Here is a 17,438-nt window from a genome sequence, read left to right as displayed (position 1 = left end):
ATCGCCTGCGATCATCACGTCGATGATGCGCTCATCGGTCTCGACCATGCCCTTGCCGGCAATGTCGCCCACGCCCGCCATGGTGGCCTCGATGCCGTCCTTGACGATGCCGTCGCCCGGGCGGAAGGAACAGCCCGCCTTGGCAAGCTCGTATCCCATCAGGGCGGCGTCCAGGGCGGCCGCGATCTTGGCGGCACAGGAGGGCTTGGCGCCGTCGCACAGGATGCCGGACACGTTGGCCAGGGTATTGCTCACCGCCTGGGCAATGCGCTCATCGTCCGCGCCGTCCAGCCAGGCAATGCCCGCAATGCTGCCCGCCGCCGCGCTTACCGCGCCGCAGTAGGCGGAAAGCCGCCCGATACGGGTCTTTTGGTGAATGGCCGTCAGGTTGCTGATAACCAGCGCCCGGATCAGCTTTTCATGGGGAATGTTCCGGTTTTTGGCAAACACGATGACCGGCAGGGACACCGTCATGCCCTGGTTACCGGAGCCGGAATTGATGACCACCGGCAGCAGCGAACCGCTCATCCGGGCGTCGGAGCCCGCCGCGGCCGCAGCCTTGATCTGGGTCCACAGACCCGTGCCGCAGGTCTCCAGCAGCATTTTGCCCACATTGGAGCCGTAGACATGGGTCAGGCCGTCGTTGGAGATGGCCTCGTTGCAGGCGATCTGACGCTCGATGCAGTCGCGGACCTTCTCAATGTCCACCGTCTCGGCAAAGCGGAGAATGTCGGTCAGCCGCATAAACGAACGATCGGTGTAGTGCTCCTGCAGAGACTCCGCCGGGCAGGCGCGGAAAATATCCTCGCCGTCCTTTTCAATGCGCACAATGTTGGTGTGGCGGTCTTTGAGTTCCGCGCGCACCACATGGCCGCCTCCGCACACCTCCACGATCATATGCAGTTTGGCATCGGTTTTCAGGTGTTCCACCGTGCATTTTTCCGGGTGTTCCAGAAACTCCTCCGCCATTCTGCACCGGTCCGCGGGCATTCCTGTCAAAACCTCCAGCTTTTTCTCCGGGTCGCCGGCCAGGGCGCCGAACACCGCCGCGGTCTCGATGCCCCTGCGGCCGTTGGTCCCCGGCACCACCACGCTTTTTACGTTTTTAATGATGTTTCCGCTGGCCAGGACACGGATGTTCTCCGGGTCGGTGCCCAGGGCTTTCCTGGCCTGCGCGCTGCAATACGCAAGGGCAATGGGTTCGGTGCACCCCTGCGCGGGGACCAGTTCCTCATGCAGCACGGCAAGGTAAGATCGTTCATCTATCATAGCTTTTCTCCGACTTTTGATTGTTTCAGGCATTTTTTGCGTTGTACTCATCCGCGGCCACGCGCAGCAGATGGACAGTTTCCTCGTCAATATCCAGAGGCAGAGAGCAGCCGGGGGCGAAAATCAGGCGGTTGTCCCCGGATTCCTGCGCCGCCCGCTCCACCCTGCGGCGGAAACGGTCCAGCACCTCCTGACGGTTGCCGTAAAAGTCATGGAACTGGTCCGTACCGGTGATCAGGATCTTGTCGGTGACGGCGCGGACCTTGGCCACGGTGGAGCGCTCCTCCTCGGGGATCTGCTGGGGGGTGTTCTCCCAGCTGAGGGCCTGCACGTCGTAGGTCTTGAACTGATCCCAGAAAAAGTTTTTGGCGCCGTGGACATGCACCATGTTGAACCAGGTGCGCCCGTGGGCCCGGGCCAGAAGCATCTCGTCATAGGGACGGCAGAAGCGTTCAAACTCCTGCTCGCTGAGAATATCGGCGTTGCTGTACCGCTGGGCGAAGAAGAAGCCGTCCGCGCCCGCCTCGATATAGGCGTCCACCAGCTGCAGCTCGGTCTGCACCAGAGCGCGCAGCATGGCGTCCACCGCCTCCGGGTGATTGTCCATGTAATAGCGGGCCTGTTCGATGCCGCCGCAGAATTCCGGGATGCAGTGCGCCGGGGTAAAGATGGTGGGAATGACCGGCACCGTCCCCTGGTAATGCTTCGCCAGCGCCCGGACCACGTTGACCTCACGCTGATACACCGCGTTTTTCGAGACGTCCAGCACCGGGAATGCTTCCATGTCCTTCACGCTGTTGATCAGGTACCGGTGGAACTGGAACACTCGCTTGGCCTTGAGGTCCTCCACCGACAGCGGGCCGGAGAAATATTCGATGTCGGAGCCGTGGGCCTCCTGGTTATAGACGCCGTTGGGCATGACCTTGATGAAGTCCCATTTGCTGTAATCGGTCATTTTGATGATGGCGGAGGAAAAGACCTCCGCGGTATCCCGGTCCGCCCCGATGGTATGCAGCCAGCCGCAGGCGCCGATCTCCTTGACCGGGCTGCCGTCCAGCATGCTGCGGATGCGCTGTGTCGCCGTCATGCAGAATGCCTCCTTTTTTCCTTAGTCCTTTTTCTTCTCCCGCTGACGGAAGGAGTAATCCGGGTTGAGCGTGATGCCGCGGCCGCCGGAAACTTCCACCGAAGCGCCGGTCATGAAGGTGGAGCCCTTGCCGCACATAAAGACGATGGGCATGGCGACCTCGTCCACCTGGCCGGGGCGCTGGAGCAGCGTGCCCGCGCAGATGTGCTTCATGTTTTCATCGGTGGTGTGATCGGTGTTGAACTCGGTCATGATGTAGCCGGGCATGACCGTGTTGACACGGACGCCGTATGCCGCATACTCGCCGCCCATGGTGACGGACAGCATATTGGTCGCGGCCTTGAGGGGGCCGTACAGGGTAGCTGCGCCGGTGGTGGGGCAGCGGCCGCCCAGAGAGCTGATGTTGACGATGGAACCGCCGCGATGCTTCATGGAGCGGAAAGCAGCCTGGCAGCCGAACACCGCAGCCTTGAAGCAGATGCCGTAGATCTTTTCCAGCAAAGCGTCGGAGTACTCCTCCTCGTCGGGACCTTTGGTCAGCTGCGCGCCCACGTTGTTGACCCAGCTGTCGATGGGGCCGAGCTTTTCCACAACATGATCGGCAAAGGCGTAGACGCTCTGTTCCTGGGTCATGTCCACTACTTCGGCGTAAACGGCGCCCAGACGGCTGAGTTCCTGCTCCGCCTCACGCAGATGGCTCTCGGTCACAGAGCAGATGGCGACCTTGGCGCCCTCCTGCAGCAGCAGTCTGGCAGTCGCCAGGCCGATTCCCTTGCTGGCGCCGGTAACAACGACGACTTTGTCTTTCAAACCCAAATCCATTTCTCATTACCTCCTGTATTTTTCCCCATTGGCGGGGCATAGACGAATTCAAACCGGCGGCTTTACACCGCCCCGACCCTCTGGCGCAGCGCCGGATAGCAGTCCAGCGCGTTGTCAAAGCAGATCATCCGGGCGACCTGCCGCGCCCGCGGCTCGGTCAGGCAGCCCTCCTCGATCATGCGGTTGAGCAGGCGGGTGAGCTGTACCCGGAACCGCCCGTGGGCAAACCACGAAATTTCCGGGAACATGACCCCGTCGCTGCCGTACATCACCTTATCCAGGGGTGCGCGTTCCAGCAACGCCGCCATGCGCTCGACGCCTTTCAGGCTGCTGAGATAAAAAGCCCCGGAAAAGTCGGTGTAGACATTGGCAAACTGTGCCGTCAGATAGCTGGTATCCTCCTCGTGGGGATGCCCGCCGTGCAGAAGCACGATGCGGACACGGTTCATGACCCTGCGGTCTTTCAGCAGTTCCACCAGGCACAGCGGGTTCATGGTGGGAAAATCGATCCAGCTGCCGCCCCCGTGTCCGGTGTGGAACTGGACCGGCAGGTCCTTTTCCTCTGCGGCCTGAAGGCTTTCCATCAGCAGCCAGCTGCGCAGGATGCGCTCATCCCCCGCCCGGGCGCTTCCCGCCCGGAGCCGGTCATAGGCCTGCCCGGCCTCGCCCCCCTCCACGGGGCGGACATCCAGGCCGCCTTCGCTGTACGCCGCGCAGGATTTCAGCCCCACGGCCTTCTGATCCCGGATCTCCCGGTCCAGTTCCGCCAGAAACCGGCGGGTATACTGTTCAAAGGTCTCCCCTTCCGGGGTCAGGCCGTCGATGACGCGGTCGATGCGAACAATGTTCGCCTGCTTCTCTTCCGGGATGGATGCGCCGAAAAAGGCTTTTTCCTCCTGGGAATACAGCGGCCCGCCGATAGGGCTGCCCGTCTCCACGCAGTGCATGGCGACGTTGCACTCCCCTATCAGGTCGGCGTAGTAGCCTTTGGGGTCTTTCCCATACCGGAGAAAGCGCTCCCGTTCCACCTCTTCGGGGGAAGCGTCCTCGGCCATGCCAAAACGCTGGCGGAGTTTTTCCAGGATCATGCCGTACAGAACCGTCTGCCGGCCGTGGCGCTCCTGGCCCGGCCCGGGGATGTATCCGCCGCCCAGCGAACCCCATTCCGGTGCGCGTGCGGGGTGTACCCGGTGCATGTGGGTATCGATCAGAGGGATCTTTTCAATTTCTTCCAAACGGATCATGGTGTTCACCTCACAGGCAGCCGTCGTAGCGGGCGGCTGCGACGCGGAGTTCCTCCGCCCCGTCATGGACCTGGAGTTCCAGGTAAAAGTCCTTGCTCTCCATGGGTTCCAGCATGACCAGGTCGCCGTGTTCCCGGGCCTTGTCCCGCCCCCACGTCCGGCAGTTGCAGGGTTCCAGGCCGATGACGTAGTCCCGCTTGCGCAGGCATTTCCAGAGATTGAACTTATCCAGCGTGTCGGCACGGAATTTCACCGTCGCCCCGAGCTGCAGCTCTTCATTGAGGAGCGATGCATAGGCATAGCCCTCTGCGTCCGCCCGCACGGTGTGGTTGTATGCCCGGGCGCGGTAGCCGTTGTCCGGCGGCGTGACCCTGCCGATCTGGTCCACCGTCTGGCTGGCCAGGTCGGAGGTGGGGAATCGGTCCTGATAGGTCAGGTACAGTTTGGCGCCCTCGTCCAGCAGAGGGTAGCCGAAGTTCATGTGGTAAATGAGCATCAGCGGCGTGGCGGAAAAGCCCAGGTTTTCCACCCGGTCGTGGAGGTAGATGGTGTTGTCCCCCATCCGCATCCGGATCTGCCGGGTCAGGCACAGGTTTTCCGCATAGGGTTTTGCCTGGTAGGTCCGGGAGGAATATTCCAGCCAGTAGTCGTCCCCCTCCCAGAAGGTGCGGCAGTTTACTTCCTCCGCCGGAAGGTTGGCGATGTCGCCGTGGAGATTGAGCGTCTCCCCCGCGTCGGCGCTGGGAAGCCCCGCCGTGGTCAGTCCGCAGGTGGCAAGCATGCCGCCACCAAAGTTTTTGTCCCACTCAAAGGGACCGTTGTGGGCAAACCATGGTCCGGAAGCGCCCACGCCGGACAGCCAGCAGAGGGAACGCCCCTGATAGGTCACCGAGTAAATGTCGGAGGCCCGGTCGCTCAGGACCGTCATGGAAAGCCCCGAACCGTTCCACAGGTCCGCCGCGGACACGCCGTTCTTTCTGCCTTCCCGCAGAACATAGGGCCGTATGCCTGCCAGCTGTGCCATGGTGCCGACCCGCTCCAGGATCTCCTGCTTGGACAATTTGGTTTTCAAAGCCTGTTCTCCTTTCTGTAAGCATCACTTTATTTCAATATGTAATTATTAACTTTAGCAAAATTATATAGGCGAACATTACATAATGTCAACACATTATTTTTATATTTGGTGAAAATCTTCCTTTTACACAAAAAGAGAGCCTGTTTTTTATCGGTTAAGACAAAAAACAGGCTTTCTTTTTTATTGTCCAGGAAGGACTGTTACTCAGACGATTTCGGTCTGATAAGACAAGAATACTTTATCGCCGCGATACCGGGAGATGGACCAGCAGATGGGCTGCCCCTGTTCGTCGTTGACCTGATCGGTCACATACAGCAGGGATGCCCGCGTCCGCTCAATGCCCAAAAGTTCAATGTCGTTCTTGCTGGCCAGGACCGCCTCGGTCTTTACATGGCGGCTGGTGGCATGGATGCCACAGTTCAGCTGCAGGATCTCAAACAGGTTGAGTTCCGAGTAATCCTTGTCCAGCAGCATGGAAAAACGGGTGGAGGGCAGATAGGTCGCATTGTACACAATGGGGGTTTCGCCCACTTTCCACAGGCGTTTGAGGTAGATCAGGTCCTCGCTGCTACTCAGGTTCAGGTGCTGGTTGATCTCCTCGATCTTATCCACCACGCACAGGTCCAGCACCTCGACAGTGCATTCCCGGGCGCTGTTCAGCATCAGGCGCTGGAAGTTTTCCACACTCTGGTTGATTTCCAGGGCGATTTTGGGTTCGGCCACAAAGGTGCCGCTGCGCTTTTTGCGCACCAGGATACCTTCCGCCACCAGCTCATTGAGGGCCAGGCGGACCGTGGGACGGCTGATCTGAAGGCTTTCGCAGAATTCGATCTCCGCCGGCAGTTTGTCTCCCAGCTTCAGGTTGCCGTTGGCGATCTCATTTAAGACCATACGCTTCACCTGGTAGTACAGCGGGATCGGGATGTCTTTATTCAGTTTGAAGCGCGCCTCGTTCAGATCCATGCTCGTCCTACTGACATATACTCATTATGTATTATTCCAATACATTCCATTTATAGCATACGCTATTTTTACCCCACTGTCAACATATCAACGTATTTTTACAGCTCTATCCCCCGCGATTTTCCGGTTTTTGGGCAATTTCCGCCCGTTTGTACAAGACGCTGATCCTCTCCCGTTGCCTCCAAAACCCGTCCCGTATCGGGCAGTGAAAATCCCGTGTCTTTTTGTATGCAACCCGTCACACAATACGTTCCCCGCAGGCCGCCGCTTCGCGTCAAAGATCATTGATTCCAGGCCCCGGTCCTGCTATACTGAGAAAAAGAATCTTTTTGCAGCGTACAATATGTGTAAGAGTGTTTCGGGGTGCCGCGGCGTTGGCAAGGTCATAAATCCAACTATGGGCAAAACCGCCCCGTTCCGGAGCCAGCAGCCGTCATAGCTGCCCGGCAGAGTGCCGCTGGGTCCCGGTTTTCTCTCAGCATGCCGAGCACACCTTACACAGCACCGCCAGCCATAAACAGGAAGGAGTTTGCCGATGATCACCGTTTTCAACCGCAGCGAGCTGACTGTCTGCGGCACGCTGGAGCAAAGCCAGAAAGTCTCCGCCGCCCTTGAGCAGGCCGGCATCGAGTATCATGTTGCCTCCCACAGTCGGACCTCGCCCTCCGTCTTTTCCGCCGGCACCCGCGAGCGTTCCGGAACCTTTGGGCAGAGCGCGGCGGATTCCTGGACTTACACCATCTATGTCAAGCGGGAGGATCTGGAACGTGCCAGAGCCTGCCTGCGCTGATCCGCCCCATTTTCAACAAACAAAAAACTCATGAGCGGGGAGTTTTATTTTATGCTATGGCCCTGTTGTCCCGGGCGCAGTGCTCAGTGACGGTTGCGCTTGCGCACGACCACCAGCACAACGATCGCGCCTGCAGCAACCACTGCCAGAATCACCAGCAGCATGACGGGCATGTTGTCACCGGTCTGCGGCACCACTGCGGGTGCGGGAGTCGGCGTGGGCTGGCCCCAGGTGCCGTTGGCAATGGCCTCGGCGATGTCGGGATGGTCATCTTCCTCCGTAACCGTCGTGGTCTGGGTGTTGTCCCACACCAGCACAAAGGGAGAGAAGCTGTCCGTCTCGAAGCGGATGCCGTATTGATCGGTCACCAGGTCTTTCACGACCACAGGCTCGTTCTTGTTGATGGCATCCATGACCTCGTCCGCAGTCATTTCACGGTCCAGACCGTCAAAATGCACCAGGCGGAACTTGGTATTGGCGTCGGTGCCCTGGGGATACGGCCAGTAGATGGTGACATTGCTGTCCGTCTGGATCCAGGTGTTTCCGTTGGCAGCATCCACCAGGTCAAGATACTTTGCCTGGGTCGCCACGTTCTGGAAGCCCTCACCGACAAGTTTTACCGCCTTGTCCACCAGCACGCCGCGGTAATCGCTGCCGCTGGCAGAGTTATCCGTAGAGACGATCTCATCCACCAGCAGAGAGGGCCGACCGTCAACCACCTTGACATCGCTGTCATTGACCGTATAGACCGTGTCTTTCGGCAGGACAGCGGTCACGCTGCTGACCGGCTGGGTCACGCTGGAAACCACTTCCGTGGTGGAACCGGCCTTGGTAACACCACGGATGGTAAGGGTTCCGGTGTGGGCCTCAACGGGATACTTGGTTTCCTTGTCATCGACCTTAATGACCGCTCTGACCGTTCCAGCCTCTACCGCGCCGGGATACCCTCATTCCATAAAGTGGTGGACTATTTGGTTTTCTCTAATGGGATAATCTCGTAAACAGCAATCACGCCATTACTAATATCGCTATATTCTTTCAAATAGCATACTTTGATTATATCTCCGACTTGGGCTTTTTTCACATACTCAACTGTATCAAGTTCACTCAAATTTTCCGTGTCGATAGCAATACTTTCCGTTAGCTCACGCTCTGGTGTCCCCTCTAAAGGCTCAACTAAATGTCCTCATCGGAAGTGAACAGGAACATGACCGCAAAGAAAGCAGGCGTGTCCCGGCGTTTGCTGTGGCCCAGGTGGATTTTCACACCCTCCATGCGCTGACGGTGGCGCTCATCCTGCCAGAGCATACCGGGAAAATCCCGGATCAGCGGTTCCAGGCGGGCCATCAGGCGCTTGTCGTGGGGAAACATCTGCCGGACCACCTCTGCATAGCCCACAACACCCGCCTCGATGCGCTCGGCCATCCAGGGGCAGCCGCAGGCGGTGCAGCCAAATTTCTTGACATACTCGGTGCAAAGTTTGCAGTCCACATCTGCCGGTGTGTATTTGAAAGTGTTTATATACATGGATACCTCCTTGTGAAAATGAAAAAGCCGGGCAAATGGATTGTCCGGTGGGTTGTGTGTATTCGGTTTTACCGCTCCTGGCTGCGCTGGCGTTTCTTCTGCCATGCCTCAAGCAGCTTGATGATGGTGTTCTCCATTTGCAGGGGCGTATAGGATTTTGGAAAATACTTGCGTATGCGGTCCCCGTCAAAGGTCAGACTAAATTTCTCCGGCTTCTTTTCCTCGGACATGATTGCCAGCATATTGTCCTCATTGAGCCGCCCGGCCTGGCTGAATTTCTTCATCCGCTGGGCCTGGGAGAGTGAAGGGGTGGCCTGCTCGTAATCTATTGTGGTGACGAGCATCTGCTGTTCCTCCGGCTTGAGAGCTGCAATCTGGTAGGCGGGTGAAAGGGCGATCTTTTTCTCGTCTACCATCTGCATCAGCTCCGGGACCAGGTTCGTCAGGGAAATATAGTTGCGGACGGTATCGCCGCTGACCCCCATCTGCTGGCCGATCTCATCATCGCTTCTCAACTTCGCCGAAATTTTCGGCGAAGTTAAATCGTTTCGTGCCCCCTGCCGCTTGATGGCCTCCAGCTTCATCTTGTATGCCTTGGCCCTTTCGCTGGGCAGGATATTCTCCCGCTGAAGGTTGCTGTCCACCATGATGATGGTGGCAGCGTCCCGGTCCAGGTTGCGGATCAGAACCGGCATGGTATCCAGACCGGCCTGCTCACAGGCGTATTTGCGCCGGTGTCCGGCCACAATCTCATAGCCGCCTTCCTCGCGGGGCCGCACAATAGCAGGAACAATCACGCCATACTCTTTGACGCTCTGGATTGTCTCCCGCATTTCCTCATCGTCCCGTACCTGAAAAGGGTGGTCCGGGAATGGATAAAGGTCCGCCAGTGGCAGGCGGACCACCACTTCTTCCTGGGGTGGCTGCTGGGCAGGCGGGGCAGTTTTCTTTCGTCCCCTGGCAGGTGACGCGGGCTTGTCGCTCAATGCTTCTCACCTCCATTGAGACGCAAAAAGGAGGCCCAGCCCGGAACCTCCTTCGCATCTGATTTTGGGCATAGAAAAACGGACATCAGCAGAAATACTAATGTCCGTCAATCCATCGGCTCACAAGAGCCGCTATATTCAGTTGTCCGGCTTCGCACAGGGGAGGCTCCGGCGGAGCCTGGCACACATCACGACATTTCTCTTTGCCACTTCATTCTCTTGTCGTTCCCTGTGTTTTGCCCTTAATTTTTCCCTCACGAGCGTCCGTGAGGCCATAAAAATGCGGTAATGTTCGATAACAGCCTATAACGCCTTCGCATGGATAAATTGGCGTATTTTCAAGGGTTTCCGGGGCTTTAATAACACCCGACAACACCTCTCGGAAGGTGATGAAATCTCAAGGGGCTAATTTTCTTTTTTAAAATAAAACGTCTTGCAATTCTATTTCCTTATGGTATAATAAAGTTAAATCATTAAAGTTATAACCTTATGGATAACACCTTTTCCCGAATTTGGAGGTTTTTATGGTAAAACTAGACTATGCGCGGCTGAAAAATATACGCCTTGAGCAGGACATCACCCAAAAGGAGCTTGCCACTGCCACCGGTGTAAACCTTTCCACCATCAAACAGATCGAAACCGGCCGCAGCGCAACCGACCTCGAAAACATCGAGAAGCTATGTGCCTATCTGGAAGTCGACATCAACGAAATCTACCACCCCGACTTCCACGACACCAAGGTGCTCTGCATGCTCAACAACAAGGGCGGCTGCGGCAAGACCAGCCTTTGCAGCGGCATTGCCACCTCGATGGCCGAGCTGGGGCTGCGCATCCTTGTCATCGACGGCGATGGGCAGCGCAACCTGTCCAGCAGCTTCGACATGCCCCGCAGCGAGAAGAACTTCGGCGCGGCGGTGCTGGCGGAGCAGGACTTGAACGGCTACATACAGCCCACCAAATTTGAGAATATCGACATCATCGTGGCGGATGTTTCGATGGGTACGCTGGACATGGCGCTGTTTACCAAAATCAGCCGCGAGAACATCGTGCGCAGCATCCTGCGCCCCGTTGTCGAGCGCGGCTATTATGATTACATCCTCATCGACACGAATCCGAATCTGTCGCTGCTGAACTTCAACATCGTGAACGCCTCCAACTATGTGCTGATCCCCGCCCAGCCCGCCAGCTTTGATTTGGACGGCCTGGCCGTGGTGCTGCAGTTTGTCGAGGGCATCAAACCGTACAACCCGACCTTGCAGGTGGGCGGCATCATCATAAACCGCTACGATGCCCGCAACCGCCTGATCACCGAGGCGGCCATGGACCAGCTGCGGGAAAGTTACAGCGCCCTTCTGTTTGAGCAGATCATCCGGGTTGACAGCCGCCTGCAGAACGCCCAGTGGGAGAACCGCCCCGTGCTGGACTACGCGGGCAGTGCGCGTATCTCGAAAGAGTACCGCGCCCTTACGAAAGAAATTTTGAAGCGCTGCGTTTGAGAAAGGCGGTAATACTGTATGGCTTTAAAAAAACGGACCGTCGTCTCCCCTGCTGCCGGTGCGGTGTCTCTCCCCTCTTTGATGGCCGATCTGCCCGGCACACGGCGTCTGGAGGAAGTGCCGCTGGACAAGCTCTCCCCTGCCCCGGCTGACTGGAACTTTTACGCGCCGCTCCCCGACGACAAGCTGCTGGAGCTGATCGAGAGCATCCGGGCCAACGACCTGCTGCACCCCATTGTGGTCTGGAAGCAGCCGGATGGCGCGCTGATGATTTTAAGCGGCCACAACCGCGTGCGGGCTTACACTGCCCTGTTGGAAAAGACCGGCGAGGACAAATACCGCCGCATCCCCGCCACCGTACTGACGGACATCACCGCCGACGAGGCGCACGAGATCGTCGTCGATTCCAACTACGTGCAGCGCGTGCTGACGCCGTCGGAGAAGGCGCGGAGCATCTCCCAGAAGTACGCGCTGGCCGGGCGCAAAAAGCGCAGCAGGAACGGCGTGCGCAAATCAAAGTATGAACAGATCGGCGAAGAATACAATCTCTCCGCCCGTCAGATCGCGCGGTATGTGCGGCTGGGCAGTCTGGACGGCAGCCTGCTCAAGCTGCTGGACGGCGGCAAGCTGCCGCTGACAACGGCGCTGCGGCTCGTGGATTTTTCTGCCGAGAATCAGAAGTATCTGGCCGCCCACCATGCCGACGAGCTGGCAGGCCCCAAAATGGCCAGGCTGACCGCCGCCATGGCCCCGGAACAGATGGATGCTGCCCTGCAGGCAGAACCGCAGACGGTGCGCGTTTCCGTCACCGTGCCCGCCGCGCTGGAGGAGGATTTCCGCCGCATGGCCGAGGAATGGCTGCACACCCACCGCTGAGCCTGTAGGGGCCGGGCACGCCCGGCCCGCAAATAACCGCCTTTCCGGGCGAGATATTATGTCACCATGTCATAATATCCTGTAAATATAGAGTCGATACGAATAGGATATTATGTCACCATGTCATAATATCTTTTTGCAAGGAGGTTGGCCGTGCCCAAAAAAAAGCAAGCTCTGCCCACGCCCAAGGCAAAGCTTTATACCGAGGACGCCGCCCTGCTGGTGCCCATCTTTCAGAAGGAGCCGTTTATCACCTTTCAGGAATTGCAGGATAAATACGGCGATATTCTGACCGACCAGCAGATTTACCGCGGTCTGCTCGGAACGTTTTCCCCCTACGTCAGCGAGCGCCGGGAGGAAGCCTTTCAGGAGCAGCTTTTGCAGGCCAAGCAGGCCGCGCTGCAGTTGGAGATCCTTTCCCACCCAGTCGGCGGCAGTCTGACCATGCCGGAGACAGAGGTCCGGTCACTGGCAAGGGCATCCTTCAAAAGCATGCTGGACGGTATGCCGGCCGGCATGGCCTGTTACATTACCTGTGCGGTAAATGCCATGTATGCGGGCGACGTGTCCGGCCTGAAAAATGAACCGCTTTCCGAGCGGATGCTGCTTTCCAGTGCGAACCAGAGCCCCCTGGAAAAATACAGTATGCAGACGGATTCCATCTTCCGCAATCTGCCCAAGCTGCTGCCGGAGGAGGAAAACGAGGTATACGTTGGCAAGAGCGCCGGGAAAAATGTGTCCACCATCGTGACGATGGATTTTCCGAAAACCATCGCGTTGGACGGCGGCGGCAACCTGACGAACTTTGATAAAGCCATCTTAAACGGCGTTTCCTCGCTGCTGATTGCGGGAACGATTTATTTCACCATCCCGATGCTGTACCGCGCCATGATCGGCAGTGAAAACCCCAGTATGCGGGAAGAAGCTGTCCAAACAATCCGCACCAGGCTAGAATTTATGCGGCACGCCACCATCACGCTGGACTGCACCGAGGAGGCCGCCGCCCACTTTATCAAGGAAGGGCAAAACCTGCAGAGCCTGATGGTCTCGCAATATCTCTTGCCGATGAACCGGATGAACGCCGTGCTCAACGGGCGGGAGGTCGAGGCGTACTTCCTCATCGACACGCCGCCGCTGTTCCAGTATGCGTCCAGCAAGCGGCAGATTTCCCTTGTGGATATGGACCTTTTGAACGTACACTTTGAAGCCGACTCTCCACTGGCCGGGGCAAGCCTGAACAACACGCCCGCCATCATCGTGCTGAAGAACTACCTGCTGACCCGCATCGAGGGCATGAAGAACCCAAACAACCGTCTGCAAAGCCGAAAGATCTTGTTCTCGTCCATCTACGAGGAGCTCGGCGAGCCGTCTCCCATCAAGCAGCGCCGCCAGCGCCTGCGCAACTACACCGAGATCTATCTCGAGTATCTGACCCAGCAGAACTACATCAGCGGGTACAGCTTCACCCGCACCGGGCGCGTTGTGGACGGGGTAGAGATCGTGCTGGACCGCACCACCCGCAAGCCCGCACCAACGCCAGATCTGACTTTGCCCGATGAAACAAATAAGAGCCGCTTCAAGCCAAACAAACAAAGAACACACAAACGAAATGTGATAAGATAGATGAAATTTTAAAACCACAACTGATGACCAAATGCAGCCTTACCAAAGCCACATTTGATGACCATAAGTACTTCACCAAAGCCACAAATGATTACCACCAAAGCTACATCTGATGACCGCCAAAGCCACAACTGATGACCCAAGCACCCTGCAAAACCCCTGCTTTTCAACATTTCAGCGGCAAATTTTCGCATTTTGAAAAGTGCTGTATGTACTGTAAGTACTGTATGATATCTTTCCCTTTTTTACAGGGAGGAAAAGATACAGTTTTTCCCTGTAAGAGGAGAAGTTTTCGTATGAGAAAAACGGATGCCAAAACCTTAAAAAGCTGCCTGCCTCAATGGCTGCAGGAGCACGGGCTGCCACTGCACAAGCCGTTCGCCTGCCTGAACCCCGCGCACCAAGACGCTCACCCTTCTATGGGGTACAATGAAAAAAATCAGACCGTCCACTGCTTCGCCTGCGGCGCGACCTACGATGTTTTTGATTTAGTGGGACAGGAAGAAAATCTGACGGATTTTCCTTCTAAAATGAAGGCCGTCAACCGGCGCTACGGCGGGGGCGAGGTCATCCGGGTCACAGCGAAGCCGGCGCAGGCTTTTCCTTATAAGGAAAGAGCGGGCAGACCCGACCCCTACTTTACCGGGCGTGGTTTGTCCGATGAGATCGTGCAGCGGTTTGGGTTGGTGGTCGAGAATGGGTATGCGGTGCTGCCGGTCTTTGCGGAGGGTGTCTGCCGCAGCGTTTGCCGCCGCGCCATTGACCCGGCTGTTGAACCACGCTACCAGAACAGCCGCGGGGCGATGCAGCTTTGGAACAGTGCTGCTATGGAACATGCGGCTGGGAAAGCACTGTTTGTGACAGAGGGCATTTTTGATGCCCTTTCCTTAGAGGAATTGGGATTCCCGGCTGTAGCGCTCTGCGGTGCGGCCAACACAGGAAAGCTTGTACAGAAAATTGATGAATATGTTCCTGTTGCATGGCCGGAGAGGGTGATTCTTGCCGGAGATGCCGACGCGGCGGGGCAGGGGATGAATGAGAAGCTGCGGGAGCAGCTGACGGCCCGCGGCATTGCGTGTGCGGTGCTGGCTTTGCCGGATGGCTGCAAGGATGTGAACGAAGCATTAGTGCAGAATAGAGATGCGCTGCAAGCCGCCTGTGAGGCCGCCATAGCGCCGCAGACTGTGCAGGAACAGCTGACCTTGGAGGACGAGTTTCTCGCGTATCTGGGCCGCCGTGGCGGGGCTGCTGTGATGTCTACGGGTATCGCCGGTTTGGACAAGGCGTTGGACGGCGGTCTGCACGCCGGGCTGACCGTGCTGGGCGCGGTTTCCAGCATGGGCAAAACCTCCCTGATGCTGCAAATGGCCGATACGCTGGCCGCTGCAGGGAGAAATGTGCTGTTTATAACAATTGAAATGTCCCGCATGGAGCTGATCGCCAAGAGCGCCGTGCGCGGTACAAAAGAACGTGCACGCCCGCTGCTGGACGGCAAGCTGCCGGAAGAAAAAGTGCGCGGTCTGATTTCCGCGTACAGGCAAAAGACCGGCGGCAGGGTAGAGCTGTGGGAGCCGGACGTCCCTCTTACCCCGGCTTTTTTGGATGAAAAAGTGTCGGCCTTCTGTGCGCAGCACGAAAGCCCGGTGCTGTTTCTGGATTATCTGCAGCTTGTCGCCCCGGCGCGCGCGGGCATGACCGAGAAGCAGACCGCCGACGCCGCCGTCGCCATGCTCAAGCAGCTGGCACGCCGGTACGATATGCCGGTGATGGCCGCATCCAGCCTGAACCGTGAGGCTTACCGCCCCGGCAGTGCCGAGCCGGGACTGTCGGCCTTCAAGGAGTCCGGCAGCGTGGAGTACAGCGCCGATTTGCTGCTGGTGCTGAAATACCGCACCGATGCCGACAGGGAAAACAAGACCGCTCCGCGTCATTTGGCACTGATCATCTTAAAAAACCGCTTCGGCGCGACAGGGGAGAGCATTCCCTTGGACTACGAGCCGGAGAAAGAACTGTTCCGGGACGGCGCTGCCAAAGCCACCCCGCGCACAGGAAGAAACATCATACGATAAAAACAGGGGAGATATTATGACATCATGTCATAATATCTCCCTTTTTCGCATGAAAAATGTGAGGAATACCGGGAAAGTGACTCATGATTTGTGCAAATTATATTGAATTTCGCTTTGAAAATGTGTATACTGAGTGTATACGAAAAAAAAGAGGGGGAAATATACCGTGTATCTGAAAAGAAAAGTAGACACGTTTCTTCGTGAATGGAAAGCGGACCCGGCAAGAAAGCCGCTTATCATCAAAGGAAGCCGTCAGGTCGGGAAAACCGAATCCATCCGGAAGTTTGCCGCAGAAGAGTATGAGAGCGTTGTAGAAATCAATTTTGTCCGGGATGAAAAATACAAGGGAATCACCGCAGACGGCTATGAGGCGGCCGCCATTATCAAAAATATATCGATGATTGACCCTGCCAAGAAATTTATTCCGCACAAAACGCTGCTTTTTTTTGATGAAATTACCGAATTTCCGGAAATTGCAACATCCCTCAAGTTTTTCCATGAGGATGGGCGGTTTGATGTGATTTGCAGCGGCTCTATGCTGGGTGTGAACTATAAGAAAATCGAAAGCAACAGCGTCGGCTATAAAAAAGATTACGATATGTTCTCCATGGACTTCGAGGAATTTTTGTGGGCAAAGGGCTATGATGACACGACTGTTGAAGATATGCTTTTGCATATGCGGGAGCTGCGCCCATTCAACGAGCTGGAGATGCAGGTTTACCATTCGCTGTTTCTGGATTTCTGTATTCTCGGCGGTATGCCCGCTGTTGTGGCCGAATACATCGAAAAAAACACCTTTGAAGGTTCTCTGGACACCCAAAGGCAGTTGATTGCAGACTATAAAGAAGACATCCGCAAGTATGCGCAGGGGCTTGACCAGGCGCGCATCCTAAATGTGTTTAACAGAATTGCCCCGCAATTAGCCAGGGAAAACAAGAAATTCCAGATCTCCAAGGTCGCCACCGGCGCAAGATTCCGGGATTACCGTGGGTGTGCCGAATGGCTGGCGGATGCCGGGATGGTAAACATCTGCTTTTGTCTGGAATTTCCGGAGCTTCCATTGGGCGGGAACTATGACCCGGATGTATTCAAGCTCTATTTTGCCGACACCGGGCTGCTCGTCTCGATGCTGGATGAAGAATCGCAGGAGGATCTGCGCGCCAATAAAAATCTTGGCGTCTACAAAGGTGCGCTCTATGAAAACATGGTCGGCGAAGCGCTGGTAAAGCAGGGCTATAAGCTCTACTATTATAAGAGGCCGGATTCTACATTAGAGGAAGATTTCTTTATCCGCTCAGCGTCATCGCTGATTCCGCTGGAAGTGAAGGCCAAAAATGGGCAGGCAAAATCCATGCGCACCTTGATAGCATCGGACAAGTATGAGGACATCCGCTACGGGTTCAAGTTTTTTGCCGGCAATATTGGGCATGAAGCACAGTTTTATACGTTCCCCTATTTCTGCGCATTCCTGCTCAGGCGCTTTATGAAGGACTTCCGCCCACAGGAAGAAAGCAGCGATTGATTTCACGCAGACAGGTGATTTTTTAGAGATATTATGACATCATGTCATAATATCTTTTTTGCTGCCTTGCTTTTGTGTCACTACGGTGA

Annotated in this window: 15 protein-coding genes; 6 read left to right on the top strand and 9 right to left on the bottom strand. The window is 56.6% G+C overall.

Annotation, left to right across the window (positions count from 1 at the left end; translation table 11 throughout):
- From GPK89_RS00185 to GPK89_RS00160, 6 genes are all read right to left on the bottom strand, one after another.
- On the bottom strand, nt 1-1,269 hold a 1,269-nt coding region (locus GPK89_RS00185), incomplete at its 3' end, for a serine dehydratase subunit alpha family protein (protein WP_215690516.1).
- Between the two features lie 25 nt (nt 1,270-1,294).
- The gene (locus tag GPK89_RS00180; protein ID WP_215690514.1) at nt 1,295-2,356 is read right to left on the bottom strand and encodes a uroporphyrinogen decarboxylase family protein; all 1,062 of its coding nucleotides are present in this window, start codon (nt 2,354-2,356) and stop codon (nt 1,295-1,297) included.
- A 21-nt stretch (nt 2,357-2,377) separates the two neighbouring features.
- Nucleotides 2,378-3,178 (bottom strand): SDR family NAD(P)-dependent oxidoreductase, encoded by an 801-nt coding sequence (locus GPK89_RS00175; RefSeq protein ID WP_215690513.1) that lies wholly within the window; start codon nt 3,176-3,178, stop codon nt 2,378-2,380.
- Between the two features lie 62 nt (nt 3,179-3,240).
- Nucleotides 3,241-4,422 (bottom strand): amidohydrolase family protein, encoded by a 1,182-nt coding sequence (locus tag GPK89_RS00170; RefSeq protein WP_215690512.1) that lies wholly within the window; start codon nt 4,420-4,422, stop codon nt 3,241-3,243.
- 10 nt (nt 4,423-4,432) lie between these two features.
- Entirely contained in the window at nt 4,433-5,494 is a 1,062-nt protein-coding gene (locus tag GPK89_RS00165; RefSeq protein ID WP_215690511.1) for an aldose 1-epimerase family protein, read from the bottom strand.
- A 207-nt stretch (nt 5,495-5,701) separates the two neighbouring features.
- Nucleotides 5,702-6,460, bottom strand: a complete 759-nt coding sequence (locus GPK89_RS00160; RefSeq protein WP_215690510.1) for a GntR family transcriptional regulator — start codon at nt 6,458-6,460, stop codon at nt 5,702-5,704.
- Nucleotides 6,461-6,995: 535 nt separating this feature from the next.
- Between GPK89_RS00160 and GPK89_RS00155 the strand changes: the two genes are divergently transcribed.
- Entirely contained in the window at nt 6,996-7,250 is a 255-nt protein-coding gene (locus tag GPK89_RS00155) for a hypothetical protein (RefSeq protein ID WP_215690509.1), read from the top strand.
- Nucleotides 7,251-7,333: 83 nt separating this feature from the next.
- On the opposite strand, the gene GPK89_RS00150 is transcribed toward GPK89_RS00155, so the two are convergent.
- The 3 genes from GPK89_RS00150 to GPK89_RS00140 form a co-directional block, all read right to left on the bottom strand.
- Entirely contained in the window at nt 7,334-8,047 is a 714-nt protein-coding gene (locus GPK89_RS00150) for an LPXTG cell wall anchor domain-containing protein (RefSeq protein WP_215690508.1), read from the bottom strand.
- Between the two features lie 379 nt (nt 8,048-8,426).
- Nucleotides 8,427-8,777, bottom strand: a complete 351-nt coding sequence (locus GPK89_RS00145) for a hypothetical protein (protein WP_215690506.1) — start codon at nt 8,775-8,777, stop codon at nt 8,427-8,429.
- A 68-nt stretch (nt 8,778-8,845) separates the two neighbouring features.
- Nucleotides 8,846-9,685 carry a ParB/RepB/Spo0J family partition protein gene (locus GPK89_RS00140; protein ID WP_430750589.1) on the bottom strand — a complete coding sequence of 280 codons (840 nt, stop codon included), beginning with the start codon at nt 9,683-9,685 and terminating at the stop codon, nt 8,846-8,848.
- A 602-nt stretch (nt 9,686-10,287) separates the two neighbouring features.
- On the opposite strand from GPK89_RS00140, the gene GPK89_RS00135 reads away from it, so the two are divergent.
- The 5 genes from GPK89_RS00135 (at nt 10,288) to GPK89_RS00115 (ending at nt 17,349) form a co-directional block, all read left to right on the top strand.
- A complete protein-coding gene (locus GPK89_RS00135; RefSeq protein ID WP_147611053.1) occupies nt 10,288-11,259 on the top strand; it encodes an AAA family ATPase in 972 nt (323 codons plus the stop codon).
- An 18-nt stretch (nt 11,260-11,277) separates the two neighbouring features.
- The gene (locus GPK89_RS00130; RefSeq protein ID WP_215690502.1) at nt 11,278-12,135 is read left to right on the top strand and encodes a ParB/RepB/Spo0J family partition protein; all 858 of its coding nucleotides are present in this window, start codon (nt 11,278-11,280) and stop codon (nt 12,133-12,135) included.
- Nucleotides 12,136-12,288: 153 nt separating this feature from the next.
- A complete protein-coding gene (locus GPK89_RS00125; RefSeq protein ID WP_215690500.1) occupies nt 12,289-13,758 on the top strand; it encodes a hypothetical protein in 1,470 nt (489 codons plus the stop codon).
- 296 nt (nt 13,759-14,054) lie between these two features.
- The gene (locus GPK89_RS00120; RefSeq protein WP_215690498.1) at nt 14,055-15,827 is read left to right on the top strand and encodes a DnaB-like helicase C-terminal domain-containing protein; all 1,773 of its coding nucleotides are present in this window, start codon (nt 14,055-14,057) and stop codon (nt 15,825-15,827) included.
- Nucleotides 15,828-15,993: 166 nt separating this feature from the next.
- Entirely contained in the window at nt 15,994-17,349 is a 1,356-nt protein-coding gene (locus GPK89_RS00115) for an ATP-binding protein (protein ID WP_215690496.1), read from the top strand.
- Nucleotides 17,350-17,438 lie beyond the last annotated feature (89 nt).

Source organism: Gemmiger formicilis, assembly GCF_018784445.1.
Classification (GTDB): Bacteria; Bacillota; Clostridia; order Oscillospirales; family Ruminococcaceae; genus Gemmiger.
Note: the sequence above shows the minus strand (reverse complement) of the source record. Positions and strands in the feature narration are given on the sequence as shown.